This is a genomic window from Curtobacterium sp. MCBA15_008 (assembly GCF_001865065.1).
GTDB lineage: Bacteria > Actinomycetota > Actinomycetes > Actinomycetales > Microbacteriaceae > Curtobacterium.
Window position 1 is genome coordinate 128,367 of record NZ_MJGN01000001.1, and the last position, 21,042, is coordinate 149,408.

The following is a 21,042-nucleotide window of genomic DNA, read 5'->3' on the forward strand; positions in this document are numbered from 1 at the left end:
GGATGTTGCGTCGGAGCGGGGGCAGACGCAACGATCCTGCGTGGGCTGGAACGCCCGACGCCCGTCGCTTGGGGGCCCGGACAGGGCCGGGTCAGCCGCCGACGACCCGGCGTCCCTCGAAGGCGCGCCCGAGGGTGACCTCGTCGGCGTACTCCAGGTCGCCGCCGACCGGCAGCCCGGACGCCAGCCGGGTGGTCCGGATGCCCATCGGGACGAGCAGCCGACTGAGGTAGGTCGCCGTCGCCTCGCCCTCGAGGTTGGGGTCGGTCGCGATGATGACCTCGTCCACGGTGCCGTCGGCCAGCCGCGTCATGAGCTGCTGGATGCGGAGGTCGTCCGGGCCGATGCCGTCGATCGGGCTGATCGCGCCGCCGAGCACGTGGTACAGCCCGCGGAACTCACGGGTGCGCTCGATCGCCGCGACGTCCTTCGCTTCCTCCACGACGCAGATCGTGGCCGGCGACCGGCGCGGGTCGCGGCAGATGCTGCACTGGACGTTCTCGGTGACGTTGCCGCAGATCTCGCAGAAGCGGACCCGCTCCTTGACGTCCGCCAGGAGCTCGGACAACCGGCTCGGGTCGAACGACTCCGTCTGGAGGATGTGGAACGCGATGCGCTGCGCCGACTTCGGTCCGATGCCGGGGAGGCGACCGAACTCGTCGATGAGGTCCTGCACGATGCCGTCGTACATCAGGCGCCTTCCTCGTGGAGGGAGGTCTCCTCGATGAACTGGGCGTTCAGGATCTCACGCACGACCGCTTCGCCGTACCGACCGGCCACCGGCGTGCGGCGGACCTGGTGCGGAGCCTGGCGCTGCGGCGCTGCCTGCGACGCTGGAGCCGTCGCGGGGGCCGGTGCGGGCTGCCCCGCGGCTGGTGATCCGACGGCGGGTGCACTCGGCGCGTTCGTCGCGGGAGCCGCAGCGGCCGGCGCGTCCGGGTAGGGATCGCCGTCGCCGTAGGGGTCGTCGTCGAGCGGGTAGTCGTCGACGGGCACGTCGTCGGCTGGCGGTCCGGCCGGAGGCACGGCACCCGTGGTCGTCGCCTGCTGCGGTGTGGTGGTACCAGGGGCCGGGGCGGCGTCCGGACGCGTGGGCGCTGCGGGAGCAGCCGGGGCCGTTGCCCCGAGCGAGGACGCCGGGCGGAGCTGTGCCGCGAGGGCAGCGTCGACGTCCGGATCGGACACGGTCGGCGCGGGGGCCACCGGTTCGCCGGTGTCGGTGGTGCCGAAGGGGGCAGACCACGAGGGTTCGACGTGCTCGGGCACCGCACCGACGGTCGGGTCGGTCGCGGGGATGGCCGCGACGGCCCACTCGGTGACCGGGGCGCCCGTCGGCTCGGGGGAAGCCGGCTTCGCTGCGGGGGCCGACGCTGCCGGGGCACTCGGCGCATCCGGTGCCGACCGCTGCGACGCGGACCGCTCGGGTGCCTGCTGCTGCGCCTGCTGCTGCGGCGCCGAGGACTGGGAGGTCGGAGCTGCCTGACGCGGAGCGGACGCGGACGCCGGCGCTGACGCCGTCTGAGGTGCACGGTCCTGCTGCTGCGCCGGCTGCTGCTGCGACTGCTGTGCGGGCTGTGCCTGCGCCGGCTGTGCCTGCGCGGACTGCGCCTGCGCGGGCCGCTGCTGCCCCGGACCACCGGGACCGCGCGCCACGAACTTCACGCGGAGCCCGAGGACGTCGACGATCGCCGAGCGCAGGAGTTCGCTCACGCTCGTGGCGGGGTCGGACATCTCCTTGAACGAGGCCACGTCCTGCTGGCTCGGGAACGTCAGGGTGAGCACGTCCTCGCGCAGCGCGGTCACCTGTGCGGTCACCACGACGGACCACGCCGAACGCTTCGCGCGCTGGACGTGCTCGACGATCTGCGGCCACGAGTCGCGGAGCTGCTGGAACCCGACGGCCGCGACGGGTCGCACCGCGGGCTCGTCCCCCGCGGCGGTGCCCTGCCCGGTCGACGACGCGTTGGCGGTGCCCGACGGCGCGGGCGTGCTGGTCGGAGCAGCAGTGCTGGTCGGCTGCGCGGCATCCGACGGCGCTTCGGGAGCGCTCGGGACGGCAGCGGCCCACGAGGCTGCTGCTGCTCGCGCGGCGGATACGGAGTCGGTCGTCGGCGTCGCGGCAGCGGCCGGCTCGGGTGCTGCCGACGCCGGCGCAGCAACAGGAGCGGCGGCCGGTGCCGGCGCCGGTGCAGGTGCAGGTGCAGGTGCAGGTGCAGGTGCAGGTGCAGCGGACGCACGCGCACCCGGCGCGGGCGCAGACGCAGCCGCAGCCGCAGCCGCAGCCGCAGGCATCGTCTCGGGTCCGGCCTGGTGCCCACCGGCGTCCCCGACACCGACCCGGCGCTCGAGCCGCTCGACGCGGGCGAGTGCGCCGCGCTGGGTGTCGTCCGCCTCGGGCACGAGCATGCGTGCCGTCATCAGCTCGAGGTGGAGCCGCGGCGACGTCGCCCCGGTCATCTCGGTGAGCGCACGGTTCGCGATGTCGGCGGCTCGCGAGAGCCCCGTCGCGCCGAAGACCCCGGCCTGACGGGACATGGTGTCGAGCTCTTCCGGTGAGACCCCGCGCAGCACGGCGGCCGCGCTCTCGTTCGTCGCCGCGACGACGATGAGGTCGCGGAGCCGTTCGAGCAGGTCCTCGACGAAGCGCCGCGGGTCCTGCCCGGTCTGCACGACGCGGTCGATCGCTGCGAAGGCCGATGCCGGGTCGGCGACGGCGAGCGCGTCGACGACGTCGTCGAGGAGCGCGGCGTCGGTGTACCCGAGCAGCGCGACGGCCCGCTCGTAGGCGATGGCGCCGTCTTCACTGCCGGCCATGAGCTGGTCGAGCAGGGACAGGGTGTCACGGACGGACCCGCCACCGGCACGGACGACCAGCGGCAGCACGCCCGGGGCGACCGTCACCGACTCCTGCGTGCAGAGCTGCTCGACGTACTCGAGCATCGCGGCCGGCGGGACCAGACGGAACGGGTAGTGGTGGGTGCGCGACCGGATCGTGCCGATGACCTTCTCGGGCTCGGTCGTCGCGAAGATGAACTTGACGTGCTCCGGCGGTTCCTCGACCAACTTGAGGAGGGCGTTGAAGCCCTGCGGCGTCACCATGTGCGCCTCGTCGAGGATGAAGATCTTGTAGCGGTCGCGGGCGGGCGCGAACACGGCGCGGTCGCGGAGGTCACGGGCGTCGTCGACACCGTTGTGGCTGGCGGCGTCGATCTCGATGACGTCGAGCGATCCGCCACCGCCGCGTGCGAGCTCGACGCAGCTCGGGCAGACGCCGCACGGGGTGTCCGTCGGGCCCTCGGCGCAGTTCAGGCAGCGCGCCAGGATGCGGGCGGACGTCGTCTTGCCGCAGCCGCGCGGGCCGCTGAAGAGGTACGCGTGGTTGACCCGGTTCGTGCGCAGGGCCGTCCGGAGCGGATCGGTGACCTGCGACTGACCGATCAGCTCGGCGAAGTTCTCGGGCCGGTAACGGCGATACAGGGCGGTGACCACGCCCCAAGGGTAGCCGGGACGACCGACACCCCGCGGCCGGACGTGACCACCTGTGGGAAGCGGGTGGTGCGCACGGACGGCACCGCGCCTCCCGTCCGTGCAGATGACGGACGAGAGGCGCGGTGCGAGCGGTGCGCGGGGTGTCAGGCGCGGCGGCGACGGCGGAGGCCCCGCGCCAGACGGGACAACCCCAGCAGGAGGAACCCGAGGACCACCAGGCCGCCTGCGGCCCCCGCGAGCGGGGCCACGTCGGCACCGGTGAAGGCGAGCCCGCCCGAGCCGGACCCGACCGCCGGACCCGACCCGACGCTCGAGCCGATCCCGGCTCCGGACCCGGTCCCGGGTGCACCCGGCAGTCCCGGCGCGCCCGGCGTACCAGGCGTACCAGGCGTACCAGGCGTGCCCGGCGTACCGGGGTCACCCGGCGTACCGGGGTCTCCCGGCGTACCGGGCCCGCCCGGTGTGCCAGCGTCGACCACCACGGCGACCGACTGCACGGCCGAGGTGGCCCCGTCGACGGTCTGGGTGACCCGGATCGTGTGCCGCCCGACGCCGAGTCGGAGCACGACCGACCAGGCGCCGGTGTCGTCCGCGGTGGTGGTGACGGGCGTCCCGTCGTCCGCCACGACCGTCACGGTCGCACCCGGCTCCGCGGTGCCCGTCACACGCCAGTCGACGGTCCCCGTGGCCGAGGCGGTCTGGTGCGCGCCCGGGGTGGGCGACGTGACCGCGAGCGGGTCCACGTCGGCGACCACGATCGGCACCGGCTGCGCCGAACTGGTCGTGCCGTTGACGGACTGGGACGCGGTGATCGTCCAGTCCCCCTCCGGCACGCGGTCGAACGTGACGCTCCAGTCCCCGTTCGCGTCCGCGGTGGTGACCCGGACCTGACCGTTCGACAGGCGGACGGTCACCGTGGCACCCGGCGTGGCGTGGCCGGTCACCGTGAAGGAACCGGTGTCACCGGTGCCGTCCGCGGGGAACAGCTGGCCCGGCTGCGGGTTCGTGATGGTGACGTCGCCCGGCTGGGCGACGACCACGCGGATGCTGCTCGTCACCGGCTCGGAGGTCCGTCCGCCGACCGTCTCGGTGACCGACACCGTCTGCGTCCCCGTCGGGACGTTCCCGACGGTCGCGGTCCACGAGCCGTCGTCCCCGGCGGTCGTCGAGACCGTCCGGCCGCCGACGGACACGGTCACCGTGGCACCGGGCTCCGCCGTGCCGCTCACCGGGATCGACGTCGTGCTCCCCGTGATGGGGAACACCTGGCCGTCGGCCGGGCTGGTGACCCGGACCGGCGTCGCCGCGGCCACGGAGATCCCGACCTGGGGGGCTGCGGTGGTGTCCCCGTCGACCGTCTGCGAGGCGACGATGGTGTGCGTGCCGGTGCCGACACGGGGGACGGTCACCGCCCACGCGCCGTCGTCGTCCGCCGTCGTCGTGACGGGGGTCCCGCCGTCGATCCGGACCGAGATCGCGGCGTTCGGTGCGGAGACGCCCTCGACGCGGACGTCGGTGGTGCCGCCGATGACGCGGTACGCGGTGCCGTTCGCCGGCGAGGTGACCACGATCGCGTCCGCCGGGGCGACCTCGACCGTCAGGTCGCGCTCGATCGGCGACGACGTGGTGCCGTTCACGACCTGCGTGACGACGATCGTGTGGTCGCCCTCGTCGAGGCCCGTGAGCTCCGTCGTCCACCGGCCGTCGGGACCGACCGGGACCACGACGGGCGTCCCGCCGTCGACCACGACGCGGACCGTGCCGCCGGCCTGGCCCTGCCCGCTGACCGGGACGGTCGCGCTGGTGGTGCCGGACGGGACGGTGACGGTGTCGCCGTCCGCGGGGGTGTCCACGGTGAGCGCCGTGCCCGGGGCGACCGTGAAGGTGCTGCTGACCGGAGCGGACGTCGATCCGTCGACGGTCTGGGTGGCGCGGACGGTGTGCTCGCCGACCCCCAGGCCCTCGAGGTCGAGCGACCACGTGCCGCCGGTCGCGGTCACGGTCACGGGGTCGTCCCCGTCGATCGAGACCCGCACCGCGGCTCCGGCCTCGGCTGCACCGTTCGCGGTGACGGTCGCGACCGAGTCGCGCTGGGCGACGCGGACCGTGGAGCCGTCGGCCGGGGTGGCGATGGTGATCGGGTCCGCGACGAGCACCCGGATGCCGACCGTGACCGGGGCGGAGACGGTGTCACCGATCCGCTGCGTCACGCTCACCGTCGGGGTCCCGGCCGGTACGTCCGGCACGGAGACGCTCCAGGCGCCGGTGCCGTTCGCCGTCGTGGACTCGCTGCGTCCGCCACCGAGGTCGACGACGACGGTCGCGCCGGGTTCGGCGGTCCCGCTGACGGCGACCGTGGTGGTCGCGCCCTCGCCGGCGACGGTGTACTCCTGGCCGGCCGTCGGCTCGGTGATCCGGACGGGTGCCCCCGCCTCGATCTCGAACGTGGTCTCGACCGGGGTGGTCGACGTGGACCCGTCGACGGTCTGCGTGACGCTGACGTCGTGCGAGCCGACGCCGAGGTCCTCGACGTCGAGCGTCCAGGTCCCGTCGTCGCCGACGGGCACCTCGACCGGGTCGCGGTCGTCGACGGTGACCGTCACGGTGGCGCCCGGCTGGGCGTCGCCCGCGACCGTCACGGTCGTCGTGGCGTCACCGTCCGCGACGGTGATCGGGTCGCCGCCCGGCTGGCGGATGGTCAGGTCGGCGGCCGCGACGACGGAGACCGGGCGTTCGACCGCGGCGCTCGTCGTCCCGTTGACCGCCTGCGTCACCGCTGCCGTGTACGAGCCGGTCGGCACGTCCTCGACGGTGGTGGACCACTTGCCGTCCTGGCCGACCGGCGCCGTCGCGGTGCCGCCCGCTCCGAGGTCGACCGTGACGGTCGCCCCCGGCTGACCGGTGCCGGCGAACGCGACGTCGGTCGTCGCGTCGTCGTCGGCGACGGTGACGGACGTCGCCCCGCTGGGCGTGGTCACCTCGAGCGGTGCGCCGGCCCGGACGGAGACCCCGGCGCTGACCGGTGTCGACGTCTGACCCTCGACGACCTGGGTCGCGCGGACCGTGTAGTCGCCGACGGCGACGTCCTCGAAGGTGGTCGCCCACGAGCCGTCCGTCGCGGCGGTGACCTCGTCGGACTCGCCGTTCGACAGGGTCACGGTGACCGTGGCCCCGCCCTGGGCGCGGCCCGTGACGCGCACGTCGGCCGCGCCGGCCGCGTCCGCGACCGTCAGGACGTCGCCGTCCTCCGGTGCCGTCAGCGTCAGCGCGGTCGCGGCGCGGACGGTGACGGTCTGCTCCGGACTGGAGGCAGTGGTCCCGTTCACCGTCTGACTCGCGGTGAGCGTCGGGGTGCCGACACCGACCCCGTCGAACGTGACGGTCCAGTCGCCGTCCCCGTCCGCGGTCGTGGTGAGCTCGTCGTCGCCGAGTCGCACCGTGACCGGGGCGCCCGGCTCCGCCGTGCCCGACACCGTGACGTCGCGCGTCGCGTCGGCGTCCGGCACGAGGAGCACGTCGCCCGTCTCCGGGGCGGTGACGGTCACCGCGTCGGCAGCCTCGATCGTGACGGTGCGGGTGACCGGCTCGGACGTCGCGGGGTCGGAGACCGACCCGGGCAGCGTCTGCGTGACCGACACGGAGTGCGTGCCGACCCCGAGGTCCGGGAACGTGACCGACCAGGTGCCGTCGGGAGCGACGGTCGTCGGCTGGTCGGCGGCGTCGGGCGTCGTGGCGACCACGGTGGCGCCGGGCTGGCCGGTCCCCGTCACGGTCACGTCACGCACGACGTCCTCGCCCGCGACCGGGATCGCCGCCGTGGTGGGGGTGGTGATCGCGAGCGGGTTCGCCGCGACGACCTGGAAGGTCGTCGGGATCGCCGTCGTCACGGTGCCCGCGACGCTCTGGCTCGCGTTCACCGTGTAGGTGCCCGTCGGTGCGAGGCCCGTGGCGTCGACCGTCCACGCGCCGTCACCGTTCGCCGTCGTCGTGAACGTGGTGTCCGGGCCGAGCGAGACGGTGACGTCGGCGTTCGGTTCGGAGGAGCCGGCGATCGTCACGGTCGCGGTGGCGTCCCCGTCGACCACGACGAAGCGCGACCCGACGGCCGGCGACTCGATCGTGATGGCCGTCCCCGGCACGACCGTGAAGTCGCGGGTGACGGTCGGACCGGTCGTGCCGTTCACGGTCTGCACCGCGGTGACGGTGTGGTCACCGACGGCGAGGTCGACGGCGTCGGTCTCCCAGTTGCCCGAGGCGTCCGCGACGACGTCCACGGGGTCGCCGTCGTCGACCGTGACGGCGACGCTCGCGCCGGGCTCCGCGGTGCCCCGCACCACGATGCCGACCTGGCCGTCCGAGCCGGCCGGGACCTGCTGCGCGTCGGTGGGCGACTCGATGACGAGCGCGTCACCGGCCTCGACCGAGAAGTCGCGGTCGACGGGTGCGGAGGTCGCCCCGCCCACGGTCTGCGTGACCGCGGCGGTGTGGTCGCCGGTGTCGACGTCCGGCAGGGTGACGGTCCACGTGCCGTCCGTCCCCGCGGTCGTCGTGACCGGGTCGTCGGCGCCGTCGAGGACCACGCTGATGTCCGCGCCCGGCTGCGCCGTGCCGGAGACCGTGACGTCGATGGTCGAGTCGTCGGTCGCGACGGCGGTGGTGCTCCCCTGCGTCGGCGTCGACACGACGAGACCGGCACCGGCGGCGACGGTGATCGTCTGCCGGACCGCCGGCGAGGTGGTGCCGTTCACGGTCTGCGTGGCGGAGATCGTGTGACGGCCGACCGGGACGTCCTGGACGGTGGCGGTCCAGTCCCCGTCGTCGTTCGCCGTGGTCGTCGCGGTCAGTCCGCCGCCGAGCGACACCGCCACGTCCGCGCCGGGCTCGGCGGTGCCGACCAGGTCGAGGTCCGTCGTGGTGCCCGCGTCGAGGACCGTCACGGTGGCGCCGGGCGCCGGGGTCGTGATGGTGATCGGCGCGCCGGCGGCCACGGTGAAGTCCGTGGTCACCGGGCCCGAGGTCGTGCCGGCGACGGTCTGTCGCGCGGTGACGGTGCGGTCGCCGACCGGGACGCCCTGGAAGGTGGCCTCCCAGTCACCGTCGTCGTCCGCCGTGACCGTGGCGGTGAAGGACCCACCGATGCCCACGGTGACCTGCGCGTTCGGCGCTGCCGTGCCGGACACGGTGACGGGCGTCGTCGACGTGGTGTCGGCGACGGTGATGGTGCTGCCGTCCTCCGGCCGGTCGATCGTCAGGCCGGGGGCCGCGGTGACGGTGAAGTCGCGTGCGACCGGGGCGCTCGTCGAGGCCCCGACCGTCTGGGTCACGGTCGACGTGTAGTCGCCCGCGGGGACGCCGGTGATCGTGGTCGACCAGGTCCCACCGGCGTTCGCGGTGGTCGTCGCGGTCCGGTCGCCGCCGTTCACGGAGACGTCGACCCGGGCACCGGGCTGCGCCGAGCCGGAGAACGGGACGTCGCGGGTGGCACCGGCGACCAGGAAGTCCTGGTCCTGCGTCGGCGTGTCGACGGTCAGCCCGGCGGCGGCGACCACGCGGAACGCGCGGGTGACCGGTGCCGAGGTGCTGTCGCCGACCGTCTGGGTGACGCTCGCGGACTGGTTGCCCACCGGGACCTCGGGAACGGTGACGCTCCACGCTCCGGAGGCGTTCGCCGTGCCGTTCGCAGTCAGGCCGCCGCCGAGGTCGACGTCGATCCGGGCGTTCGCGGTGGCGGTGCCGGTGAGGGTCACCGGAGCGGTGGTGCCGGTCGTCGTGAAGGTCTGTCCGGCCGTCGGCGTCGTGATCGTCAGCGCCTGCTGCGCGACCACGGAGAACTGCTGCGTGGCCGTGCCCGCCGCGGTCCCGCCGACGGTCTGCGTCGCGGTGGCGGTGTACTCGCCCGTCGGGACGTTCGCGACGGTCGTCGTCCACGTGCCGTTCGCGGCGACCGTCGCGGTGCCGGTGCGGCCGTTGCCGAGGCTCACGGCGACGGTGGCGCCGGGTTCTCCGGCACCGCTCACGGTGACGCTGCGGGTCGACGTGGCCGTCGGCACGCTGAACACCTGGTTCGCGGTCGGAGCGGTGATCGTGGGTGCGACGAACGCGGTGGCCCGGACCGTCGAGGTCGCCAGGTCCACCGTCGCGGCGTTCACACCGGGCAGGACCGACAGGCGCAGGGCGTGGACGCTCCGCGAGCCGGGGTCGTACCCGCGTCCGTCGCGGAACCCGGTGGTGGTGTCCTGCGCGTTGACGGTCAGGTCGATCACCTGGCGGAGGAGCAGCACGACCGGGGACAGCAGGGTCGAGACGGCCGTCGTGGTGGTCGTCAGTGTGGTGCCGAGGGCGGTCAGCGCGGTGCCGCCGACCAGGGGCCGGAGGGCGGTCTGGAGCGTCGGCACGAGGATGCCGCTCACCACCGGCGCGAGCACGGTGCCGAGGGGCAGCGGCAGGCCGAGCAGGTTGCCGGTCGCGGTGATCACGGGCGTCGCGGTGGTGGTGCCGGCGAGCGCGCCGAGCGTGGTGTCGGCCCGGAGACCGATGGCGACGGCCGCCGCACCGGCGACGGAGACGTTCGTCGCCACGTCGACCCGGACGGCGGTGGAGTTGATCGTGTTCACGACCGCGGTCTGCAGGGCCGTGGGCAGCTGCGTCCCGAGGATCGTCGCGATGCTCTGGTTGATGGTGTTCACCGCGGCGGTGGTGAGCACCGGGGTGTTCGCCGGCTGGCCGTTGAGCGCCGTCAGCTTGTCGAGGTCCACCGTGATCGTGCCGGTCGACGGGGTGATCGTGACCGCCCCGTCGGTGAGCGGCTGCTGCAGCACCTGCGCCAGGGTGTCGTCCAGGTTGAGGTTCGCCGTGGCGGTCACCGTGGTGCCGTTGACCGTGACGAGCCCGAGGAGCGCCTGGCGGAGCAGCTGCTGGATCTGGTTCGTCACCGCGGTCGTCGTCCCGGGGAGCACGCCGTTCGTGCCGAGCACACCGTTGACCGAGCTCGACACGTTCCGCAGCTGCGTGCGGAGGGACGTGGTCAGTCCGGCGACCGCCGGGCTGGTGAGGTTCAGGTTCGCCCCGGCGATCCGGTAGTCGCTGGCGGTCGTGACCGTGGAACCGCGGGTTGCCGACAGTCGCGAGGCGAGGGCCCCGACCTGCAGCTGCGCGTTCGAGAGCACCGTCGTGTCGGCTCCCACCCGCGAGAACAGCGGGTTGAGGTTCAGCGTCGCCGCGCCGGTGCCCGACCCGGTGCCGACGCCGATGCCGCCGTCGTTCGTGAGCAGGCCGGACGACGCCGTCGCCCCGTTCGCCGAGGTCGTGGCGTACTGGCCGTCGACCCCGAGAGTGAGGATGCCGTTCGGCCCGAGCAGGTCGACGTCGTTGCCGAGGTCCACCCCGACCGCGTTGAGCGCCGTCAGGTTGAGCGGCTGGTTCGTCGTGCCGCCGCCGCTGGTGGCCCCGCGCGCGGAGTACGCACCGCCGAGCTGGGCGATGGAGTCCACGTTCACGATGCCGGAGCCGCTGAGCAGGACGCCCTCGGCCTCGGCGACGTCGGTCTGGGCGGCCGCGGCGGGCTGGATCGCCACGGTGGCGGCGACCAGCGCCGTCACCGTGGCGATGACGCCGCCACGCAGGAGGAGACGCCGGTCGTCCGAAGCTCGTCGTCGAGCTCGGCCGCCAGCAGCGATGATCCGTCGTGTCCAGTCGTGCGCTGTCGCGGGTACACGGGTACCCCGAAGCGACGCGTGCCTGCGCATGCGTGTCTCTTTTCCTGGCGGGCGAACCCACCACCTGATCCGGAACTCCCCCGCTGGTGAGGCAGAGGAGGTGCAGGAACCCTGGTTGGGAGTTCCTGGAGGTGATCTTTACACACGATCAGGGTGATGTCCGCTCCCCGTTACGGAATGGACACCTTGCGTGTCGGCCACGCCCGGGGAAGCCGGGCGGGAAGGGCCGCGCAGGAGACGCAAAGACTCCTCACGCACCCGCCAGAGCCCGGTTACCCTTGCTGCGTTTCCGCCCTGGGGGAGTTGGCCTGGATGGCGTCACGTGAGGAGCCTCCGGAAGTCTACCGGACGGAACGGGCAGACTCGGACACATGAAGATCGCCATCGCCGGAGGACACGGCCAGATCGCACTGCTCCTCGCCCGCCTCGTCACCGACGCCGGCCACGATGCCGTCGCCATCGTCCGCAACCCCGCACACGTCACCGACGTGGAGCAGCAGGGCGCCCGGGCGATCGTCGCGGACCTCGAACAGCTCGACGACGACGAACTCGCGCTCCGCCTGCGTGGCGTCGACGCCGTGGTCTTCGCCGCCGGGGCCGGGCCGAACAGCGGCGCCGAACGCAAGCTCACGGTCGACCGCGACGGCGCGATCCTGCTCGCGGACGCCGCCGAGCGCGCGGGGATCCGGCGCTACGTGATGATCTCGGCGATGGCGGCGGACTCGTACGACGCCGAGCGCGCCGTGGTGCCCGCCCGCAGTGAGGACGACGTCTTCCAGGTCTACCTGCGGGCGAAGTCCGAGGCGGACGCGAACCTCCGGGCCCGGAGCCTGCGCTGGACGATCGTGCGGCCGGGCGGCCTCCTCGACACGCCGCCGCAGGGCACGGTCGACGTCGGCCGGACGGTGCCGCGCGGCTCGATCCCCCGCGCGGACGTCGCCGCGGTGGTGCTGCACGCGCTCCTCGACGACACCGCGGTGGGGGTGCAGTTCGAGGTGACGAGCGGCGACACCCCGATCCCCGCCGCGCTGGCCGCGCTCGGCTGACGTCGGCACGCCCGGCGCCGGCGCCGCGCGTGCCACCGCCTACAGCGCGACCGCAGCCGACTGCCGGGCGATCTCGAGCTCCTCGTTCGTCGGGATGACGAGCACCGCGACACGGGACGCGTCCGTGGAGATGAGCCGCGCCTCCTTGGAGTGCAGCTCGTTGCGGTCCGGATCGATCTCGATGCCGAGGTGCCCGAGCCCGGCGAGCACGCGCCGGCGCAGCAGCGCGTTGTTCTCCCCCACGCCCGCCGTGAAGACGACCGCGTCGAGCCCACCGAGCTGCGCCGTGTAGGCGCCGACGTACCGGCGGATGCGGTGCCGGTAGACGGCGAGCGCCGCCTCGGCCTCGTCGTCCCCGTTGAGGGCGGCGTCCTGCACGTCGCGCATGTCGCCGTTGCCGGTCAGCCCGAGCAGCCCGGACTCCTTGTTGAGCATGGTGTCGAGCTCGTCGAAGGACAGCCCGGCCTCGCGGTGCAGGTGGATGAGGACGGCCGGGTCGAGGTCGCCGGACCGGGTCCCCATGACGAGGCCCTCGAGCGGGGTGAGCCCCATCGACGTCTCGATCGACCTCCCGCCGTCGATCGCCGCCGCCGACGCCCCGTTGCCGAGGTGCAGCACGATGGTCTTCAGCTCGCCGAGGGGACGGCCGAGGAACTCCGCCGCCTGCTCGGAGACGTACTTGTGGCTCGTGCCGTGCATGCCGTAGCGGCGGATCCGGTACCGCTCAGCCAGGTCCGCGGGGATCGCGTACGTGTACGCGTGCGGCGGCATCGTCTGGTGGAACGCGGTGTCGAACACGGCGACCTGCGGCACGTCGGCGAAGACCTGCTTGGCGGCCCGGATGCCCTCGAGGTTCGCGGGGTTGTGGAGCGGCGCGAGGCTGCTCAGTTCCTCGATCTCACGCTCGACGTCGTCCGTGACGATGGTGGCCCGGTCGAACGAGGTACCACCGTGCACGACGCGGTGCCCGACCACGGCGGGCGGGTACTCGTCGAACGAGGGACCGACCTTCGCGAACGCGTCGATCATCGCCTGGAACCCGGCGGCGTGGTCCGCGACGGCGGCCGATTCGTTCGACGAGGACTCCCCCGTGAGGGCGTTCGTGTGCTTCCACGCGCCGGTCGACTCGCCGATGCGCTCGACCAGTCCGGAGGCGAGCGTGCGCTCCCCCTCGAGCTCGATGAGCTGGTACTTGAACGAACTCGAGCCGGAGTTGACGACGAGGGCTGCGGTCACGGGGCGGTCGCTTTCTGTAGGGGCCTGGAGGCGCGGTGCGGGTAGGTCGGTCAGGCCGCGTCGGACGCGGTGCCGGCCTGGATCGCGGTGATCGCGACGGTGTTCACGATGTCGCCGACGAGCGCCCCGCGGGAGAGGTCGTTGATCGGCTTGCGCAGGCCCTGCAGCACCGGGCCGATGGCGACGGCGCCGGCCGAGCGCTGCACGGCCTTGTACGTGTTGTTGCCGGTGTTGAGGTCGGGGAAGATGAACACCGTCGCCCGCCCGGCCACCGGGGAGTCGGGCATCTTGGTGCTCGCGACCGTCGGGTCCGCTGCGGCGTCGTACTGGATCGGTCCCTCGACGAGCAGGTCCGGGCGGCGTTCCCGCACGAAGGCCGTGCCGGCGCGGACCTTGTCGACGTCGGCCCCGGTGCCGCTGTCGCCGGTGGAGTAGCTGAGCATCGCCACGCGCGGGTCGATCCCGAACTGCGTCGCGGTCTCGGCGGACGAGATCGCGATGTCGGCGAGTTGCTCGCTCGTCGGGTCCGGGATGACCGCGCAGTCGCCGTAGACGAGGACCCGGTCGGCGAGTGCCATCAGGAACACGCTCGACACGATCGAGGTGTCCGGCCGGGTCTTGATGATCTCGAAGGACGGCCGGATGGTGTGCGCCGTGGTGTGCTTCGCGCCGGAGACCATGCCGTCGGCCAGGCCGAGCTGCACCATCATCGTGCCGAAGTACGAGACGTCGGTGACGGTGTCGCGGGCGAGCTCGATCGACATGCCCTTGTGGGCACGGAGCCGGGCGTACTCCTCGGCGAAGCGTTCGCGGAGCTCCGGGTCGAACGGGCTGACGAGCTGGGCGGCCTCGAGGTCGAGGCCGAGCTCCGTCGCCCGGGTGCGGATCGCGGCCGGGTCGCCGAGGATCGTCAGCTCGCAGACCTGGCGCTGCAGCAGCGTCGAGGCGGCGCGCAGGACGCGGTCGTCGTCGCCCTCGGGCAGCACGATCCGCTTGCCGTACCCGCGGGCCCGGTCGAGCAGCCCGTGCTCGAACATCAGCGGCGTGACGACGCCGGACGGGGTGAGCTGCAGCCGGTCGCGGAGCGCGTCCGCGTCGACGTGCTGCTCGAACAGCGCCAGCGCCAGGTCGGCCTTCCGCGGGGAGTCCGCCGCCAGCCGCCCGCGCGTCTGGGTGATCCGGAGGGCGGTGTCGTACGTGCCGAGGTCGTTCTGGGCGATCGGCAGCGAGCTCGACAGCCCCTCGAGCAGCCGGGAGATCTGCGGCGCGGTCTCGAACCCGCCGTTGAGGATCACGCCGGCCAGGCTCGGGAAGGTCTCGGACTGGTTCGCGAGCAGGGTGGCGATGAGCACGTCGCTGCGGTCCCCCGGCACCACGACGATGCCGCCCTCGATCAGGCGGGGCAGCACGTTCTCCATGCTCATGCCGGCGACGACGGTGCCCAGTGCCTCTCGGTCGAGCAGGGCCTCGTCGCCGCGCACGAGCGTGGCGCCGGTGGCCTGGAGCAGGGCCCGCACGGTCGGGGCGACGAGGACGCGGTCCTCGGGGATGGCCCAGACGGGCAGGTCCGGGTGGTGGTCGCGGACGGCCTGCTGGACGCTCGACACGATCGCGGCGAGGGCCCCGGGGTCGGCGCGGTTGACGACGATGCCGAACACCTGCGCGTGTGCCGCCCGCAGCTCGCTGGTCGTGACGTCGGCGACCTGCGCCATGTCCTCCGGGGTGCGGGCGCCGTGCTCGGCGGCGTCGCGGCCACCGAGGACGAGCAGGACGGGCGCGCCGAGGTTCGCGGCGACCTTCGCGTTGAACGACAGCTCGGTGGGGCTGCCGACGTCGGTGTAGTCCGAGCCCAGGACCACGACGGCGTCGCACTGCCGCTCGACCTGGGCGAACCGGGTGATGATCGTGGCGAGGGCGGCGTCCGGGTCGGCGTGCACGTCGTCGTACGTCACGCCGACGGCGTCGTCGTAGGAGATGCCGACCGCGGTGTGCTGGAGTAGCAGCTCGAGCACGTAGTCGGGTTCGTCCACCGACCGGGCGACCGGCCGGAACACGCCGACCCGTCCGACCGAGCGCGCGAGGGTCTCGAGGACACCGAGGGCGACGGTGCTCTTGCCCGTGTGTCCTTCTGCTGACGTGATGTAGATGCGGGTCGACACGTGCCCAGGGTAGCCGCGCCCTTGTCGTGACATCTGGGAGCGGGGACGTGTGGACGGTCGTGGTCGTGCGCACTCCGGAAGACCTGTACCATTGGGTGTCGTCGTCGCGAGACGGCACCAGGAGAATTCGCCTAGTGGCCTATGGCGCACGCTTGGAAAGCGTGTTGGGTGCAAGCCCTCGGGGGTTCGAATCCCCCATTCTCCGCCACCACACCGAACACCCCGGACCGAAACGGTCCGGGGTGTTCTGCGTTCCGGGGTGTTCTGTGTTCCGGGGTCGTCCGGTCCCCCACGCGGTGGACCACGCTGCCCCCCGTCCGCCATGGACTGGCCGCGAAACGAGGAACCGGGGTGGAACGGGCTGTCCCCGATACCCACGGGTCGCCTAGACTGCGCAGACGGACGATCCCGGGACGGGTCGGACACGGTGCACGGAGCGGCAGGGGCGTCGCTCCCCGGGCGGACGATCAGTGCTGCCCGGGCACCCGAAGGACGAGGAGTCCACGTGGGGGACCTGACGGCGCCGGTGACGACACGCCCGCGCAGCACCGCCTACGACGTGGTCGTCCGACCGCGTCGCTCGCTGGTGCGGTCGACGATCCTCAGCGTCGTGTTCTCCGCGGTGCCGCTCGCCGTCGCACTGGTGTGGGTGTCGCTCCCCCTGCGCCTCTGGACCTTCGTTGCCACCGTCGTGATCGTCGTCGCCGTCCTGGTCGGCATCGTGTTCGTCCGGCTCGGCACGGCCTTCGTCGGCATCGACCCCGCGGGCATCACCGTGCACGGCGTGGTGACACCGAACCGGCGGATCACTCGCGAGCGCGTGCACAGCCTGGTCCTCGCGACCACCTACGGCAGCACCGTCGAGCGGACCACGCGCGAGCTCGTCGCGTTCGACGCCGCGGGCGCGCACCTGTTCCGGTTGCGCGCCGACGTGTGGGGCGACGACGGCATCGACCGCGTCGTCGAGGCGCTCGGGGTCCGGGTCGCCGACGACGCCCGACCGGTGCCGGCGCGGGAGTTCGCCCGCCGCTACCCGGCCAGCCGCGCCTGGTACGAGCAGCGCGGGGCGTACGTCGTGGTCGGTGCCGTCGCGGTCGCCGCCGTGGCCGGGCTGCTGGTCGTCGAGACCACGGGCCTCATCGGCGGCTGACGGCGGCCGTCGACGCCGAGAGCGCGTCGCTCAGCGCCGCCGGCGCAGCGTCGAGAAGATCCCCTGCACGACCTCCTTGGCGATCGTGCCGCCGAGCCCCGACCCGAGCAGGTCGGACAGCGGGTCGTTCGCCTTCCGCGAGGCCGTCGTCCGCGTGGACGTCCGCGACGACGTCCGCTTCGTCCGCCGTGCGTCGGCAGCCCGCTCGGCGCGCTCGAACTCCCGCTGCGCCCGCTCGTACTCCTTCTGCGCCGCGGCCCGCTCGCGCGCTTCCTGCTTCTCGACGGCGGCCGCCTCCTTCGCGGCGGCCGCGGTGGCACGCGCTGCGTCGCGCTCGGCCTCCGCCGCCCGGGTCGCCGCTTCCGCCCGCTCCTCCGCTGCCGCGGCCTCGGCTGCCGCCGCCTCCATTCGGCGCGCGAGCATCTCGTACGCGGAGTCCGGGTCGAGGCGGGTGCCGTAGGTCGCCAGGAGCGGCGACGCCTGCACACGCGCGGTCATCTCGGCGGCGGGCATCGCGTCCATCGACCCCTCGGGGGCACGGAGCCGCGTCCAGGCGACAGGAGTCGGCGCACCCTTCTCGTTCATCACCGTGACGATCGCCTCGCCGGTGGCGAGCGAGGTGAGGACCTCCCCCAGGTCGTAGTCGCTCGTCGGGTACGTCGACACGGTGGCCCGGAGCGCCTTGGCGTCGTCGGGGGTGTGCGCCCGGAGCTGGTGCTGGATGCGGGACCCGAGCTGCGCGAGCACGTCGTTCGGGACGTCCTTCGGGGTCTGCGTCACGAAGAAGACGCCGACGCCCTTCGACCGGATGAGCCGGACGGTGCGGATGATCTGGTCGGTGAAGTCCTTCGACGCCCCGTTGAACAGCAGGTGCGCCTCGTCGAAGAAGAACACGAGCTTCGGCTTGTCCTGGTCGCCGACCTCGGGCAGCTCGTTGAACAGGTCGGCGAGCAGCCACATCAGGAACGTGGAGAAGACCTCGGGCTGGTCCTGCACGCCGGGCACCTCGAGCAGGCTGACGATGCCGCGGCCGTCGGCGGCGGTGCGGAGGAACACCTGCGTGTCGATCTCGGGCTCGCCGAAGAACTGGTCGGCTCCGGCGTCGGCGAAGGTGATGAGTTCGCGGAGGATGACCCCGGCCGTCTGCTTCGACAGGCCGCCGAGCTCGGCGAGCTCGCCCTTGCCTGCGTCGCTCACGAGGAAGGTCAGCACGCTCCGCAGGTCGGACAGGTCGACGAGCGGCAGCCCGGCGCGTTCCGCGTAGTGGAACACGAGGCCGAGCGAGGACTCCTGCGTCTCGTTCAGGCCGAGCACCTTGGACAGCAGCAGCGGCCCGAACCCGGACACGCTGGCCCGGATCGGCACGCCGGTCCCCTGTCCGCCGAGCGAGTAGAACTCGGCCTCGCTGTCCACACCCTGCCACGCCTGCCCGATGCCGGCCGTCCGTGCGGTGAGCTTGTCGTTCGCCTGCCCGGCCACCGCGAGGCCGGACAGGTCGCCCTTGACGTCGGCGGCGAACACGGGCACGCCGTTCGCCGCGATCTGCTCCGCCAGGACCTGCAGGGTGCGGGTCTTGCCGGTGCCGGTCGCACCGGCGACGAGTCCGTGCCGGTTGAGCATGCCGAGCGGGATGCGGACCTGCACATCGGGCAGCGCCTCGCCGTTCACCAGTGCGCCGAGCTGCAGGGCGCTGCCCTCGATCGCGTAGCCGTCGCGGATCGCGGTCACGGCTGCCGCGTCGAGCGGCCCGTCTGGAGGCACGGTGCCGGTCTCCAGCGCTCCGTCCGTCGCCGGGGTGGTCGCGCCCACCGCCGTGGTCGCGGGCTCCGCGTCGGGCGCGAGTGGTGCCTCCAGGCCGGTGGGTGCCGGCGACGCTGCGACCGCTGGTTCCGCGTCGGGCGCGAGCACCGGCGGTGCCGCCACGTCGGATGCGGGCACCGGCGGTGCGGCCGCCTCGAGCGCCGCGGCGAGTGCCTCCGCCCGCGCGGCCGCCTCGTCGGCCAGTCGTCGTGCCTCGTCGGCGGCGGCGCGCGCCGCCGCTGCTGCCGCTCGGGCCTGGTCCACCGCGTCGCTCATGGGCACAGCCTATGGACGGGCGGCCCGCGACGGAACGGATCCGTCAGTGCGTGAGGGCCGGGACGGTCCGCGGTCGGACGACGCCCCACAGGATCGCGATCGCGACCGCCGACGTGCACGCCATCACGGCGGCCATCGGGGTGGCGGTCGTGATGCCGATCCAGCCGACGATCGGCGAGATGAGTCCGGCGACGCCGAAGTTCAGCGCACCGAGGAGCGACGCGGCCGTGCCGGCTTCCTTGCCGTGGGCGGCGAGGCCGATGACCTGCACGAGCGGGAACGAGAACCCGCACGCCGCGATGAAGAACCAGAGCGGGACGAGGACACCGACGAGACCGGCCCCGGCCTGGTCGAGCACCATGATCGCCACCGCGGCGAGGAACAGGGTCGCGGTCGAGCACGCCAGGATCCACTGCGGGCCGACACGCTGCGCCAACCGTGCCGACACCTGCACGCCGATCACGACGCCGACCGAGTTCACCGCGAAGAGCAGCCCGTACTGCTGCGCGTCGAGTCCGTAGAGGCCCTGGAACAGGAACGGCGACGCGCTGAGGTACGAGAACAGGCCGCTGAACACCATCGCACCGATCAGGGCGACCCCGACGAAGATGCGGTCCGAGAAGAGCGCCTTGTACCGCTGGCGCATCGTGGAGTGGCCGGACTCGTGCCGGCGGGCCGGCGGGAGGGTCTCGACGATGAGGAGCACCGCGGCCAGCACCACGGCCGCGCCGTAGCACGCGAGGAACACGAAGACGCCGTGCCAGCTCACGAACCGGAGCATCTGGGAGCCGATGAGCGGCGCGAGGATCGGTGCGAGGCCGTTCACCATCGCCAGGCGCGACAGCATGCGCACGAGCGGTTTGCCGCCGAAGAGGTCGCGGACGGTCGCCATCGCCACCACGCCGCCGGCGGATGCCCCCATGCCCTGCAGCACGCGGAAGAGCGCGAGGACCTCGACGTTCGGTGCCAGGGCAGCCCCGACCGAGGCCCCGACGTGCACGGACGTCGCGATGATCAGCGGCAGGCGGCGGCCGACCTTGTCGCTCCACGGACCGACGAGCAGCTGTCCGATCGCGAAGCCGAGCGTGGTCGCCGTCAGGGTGAGCTGGACCGCACCGTCGGTGATGCCGAACTGGTCCTTGATGGACGGGAACGCCGGCAGGTACAGGTCGATGGTGAACGGCCCGAGCGCGGTGAGCGCGCCCAGGACGAAGACGTAGACGAGTCGCTGCCTGCGGGAGAGCGAGTCTCCGGGGTGCAGGACGACCCGGAGCGAACCGGTGGCGGCGGGCGCGGTCACGAGCAGGGGTCCTTCGGCGGGGAGGGGAACGGAGGTGATCGCGGGATCGATCGAATCGAATCGATTCGCCCGCGGAACCATCCTACGGGTCGAGTGAGCGCTCTCGATGACCCCGCTGGGGGATTCCCGCGTGTTTCCGCGCTCGGAGGACCGTCCGTGAGCAGCGCATGCGATAGCGTCTGACTGCCCGTCGAAGCCGGGCAGAACCGGATCAGAAGGGGGTGGGCGTCATGGTGGATGCCCGGATCCTGCACACGACCGCGGCCCTCCGCGAAGCGATCATGCGGCTCGCGGCCGACCGTCCCGTGTCCCGCATCACCGTCGCCGACGTGACCCGCGCCGCCGGCATCAACCGCGCGACCTTCTACTCGCACGCCGTCTCCCCCGGATCGCTGCTCGCCGACGTGCTCACGCCCGAGCTCGACCGCATCCGGGAGGACGACACCGAGGCCCGCCGCGCCGCCGCCGACCGCGGTGCCGGCGCCGACGAGCTCGCCGCCATCACCCGGCGCGGGATCAACGCCGTCATCGAGCACGTGGTGACCCATCGGGACATCTACGCGAAGGCACTGCCCGACCCCGAGGACGCCTCGCTGCACCGGCTGCTCGTCGACCACTTCACGGTCTCGAGCGCGCAGCACATCCGCTCGCTCGACACCGTCGACCGCCCCGAGCTCCTCGCCGACGTCGCCGCCGGGTTCGTGGCGCAGGGCTTCGTCGGCGCGATCGAGGCCTGGCTGGCCGGACCACGCCGCGCCCGCAAGGCGCTCGTCGACACGATCGTGCTGTCGTTCCCGTCCTGGTGGCGCTGACCCGGTCGGACGACCGGCCGCGGCTCCGCACGCACCACGCGACGGACGGGAGGCACGGT

The 21,042-nt window shown here is 73.2% G+C and carries 10 protein-coding genes, 1 tRNA gene and 1 other RNA gene; 4 read left to right on the forward strand and 8 right to left on the reverse strand.

Annotated features, from left to right (window positions below):
• Positions 1-91: 91 nt before the first annotated feature.
• The 4 genes from recR to ffs all read right to left on the reverse strand — a co-directional run bounded on the left by recR (position 92) and on the right by ffs (position 11,539).
• A complete protein-coding gene (recR, locus tag BIU96_RS00585; RefSeq protein WP_071290670.1) occupies positions 92-691 on the reverse strand; it encodes a recombination mediator RecR in 600 nt (199 codons plus the stop codon).
• Positions 691-3,489 (reverse strand): DNA polymerase III subunit gamma and tau, encoded by a 2,799-nt coding sequence (locus tag BIU96_RS00590; RefSeq protein WP_071290671.1) that lies wholly within the window; start codon positions 3,487-3,489, stop codon positions 691-693. The genes recR and BIU96_RS00590 overlap by 1 nt, the downstream gene beginning before the upstream one ends.
• 143 nt (positions 3,490-3,632) lie before the next feature.
• Positions 3,633-11,087 (reverse strand): choice-of-anchor G family protein, encoded by a 7,455-nt coding sequence (locus BIU96_RS00595; protein WP_071290672.1) that lies wholly within the window; start codon positions 11,085-11,087, stop codon positions 3,633-3,635.
• A gap of 355 nt (positions 11,088-11,442) precedes the next feature.
• Positions 11,443-11,539: signal recognition particle sRNA small type (gene ffs / locus BIU96_RS00600), an RNA gene on the reverse strand.
• A 36-nt stretch (positions 11,540-11,575) separates the two neighbouring features.
• Between ffs and BIU96_RS00605 the strand changes: the two genes are divergently transcribed.
• Positions 11,576-12,250 (forward strand): SDR family oxidoreductase, encoded by a 675-nt coding sequence (locus BIU96_RS00605; RefSeq protein ID WP_071290673.1) that lies wholly within the window; start codon positions 11,576-11,578, stop codon positions 12,248-12,250.
• A 39-nt stretch (positions 12,251-12,289) separates the two neighbouring features.
• Here BIU96_RS00605 and BIU96_RS00610 read toward each other — a convergent pair whose 3' ends face one another.
• Positions 12,290-13,486, reverse strand: coding sequence for an acetate/propionate family kinase (locus BIU96_RS00610; RefSeq protein ID WP_071290674.1), 1,197 nt, complete (start codon positions 13,484-13,486; stop codon positions 12,290-12,292).
• A 50-nt stretch (positions 13,487-13,536) separates the two neighbouring features.
• Positions 13,537-15,645: a phosphate acetyltransferase gene (gene pta / locus BIU96_RS00615; protein WP_071290675.1), complete on the reverse strand. Its 2,109-nt coding sequence runs from the start codon at positions 15,643-15,645 to the stop codon at positions 13,537-13,539.
• Positions 15,646-15,765: 120 nt separating this feature from the next.
• Here pta and BIU96_RS00620 point away from each other — a divergent pair.
• Positions 15,766-15,853 (forward strand) — tRNA-Ser (locus BIU96_RS00620).
• A gap of 297 nt (positions 15,854-16,150) precedes the next feature.
• The gene (locus BIU96_RS00625; RefSeq protein WP_071290676.1) at positions 16,151-16,795 is read left to right on the forward strand and encodes a hypothetical protein; all 645 of its coding nucleotides are present in this window, start codon (positions 16,151-16,153) and stop codon (positions 16,793-16,795) included.
• Between the two features lie 30 nt (positions 16,796-16,825).
• On the opposite strand, the gene BIU96_RS00630 is transcribed toward BIU96_RS00625, so the two are convergent.
• On the reverse strand, positions 16,826-18,871 hold the full coding sequence (locus BIU96_RS00630; RefSeq protein ID WP_071290677.1) for a helicase HerA-like domain-containing protein: 2,046 nt from the start codon (positions 18,869-18,871) through the stop codon (positions 16,826-16,828).
• 43 nt (positions 18,872-18,914) lie between these two features.
• Positions 18,915-20,171, reverse strand: a complete 1,257-nt coding sequence (locus tag BIU96_RS00635) for a multidrug effflux MFS transporter (protein ID WP_071290678.1) — start codon at positions 20,169-20,171, stop codon at positions 18,915-18,917.
• A gap of 230 nt (positions 20,172-20,401) precedes the next feature.
• On the opposite strand from BIU96_RS00635, the gene BIU96_RS00640 reads away from it, so the two are divergent.
• Positions 20,402-20,983, forward strand: a complete 582-nt coding sequence (locus BIU96_RS00640; RefSeq protein WP_071290755.1) for a TetR/AcrR family transcriptional regulator — start codon at positions 20,402-20,404, stop codon at positions 20,981-20,983.
• The last annotated feature ends 59 nt before the right edge of the window (positions 20,984-21,042 follow it).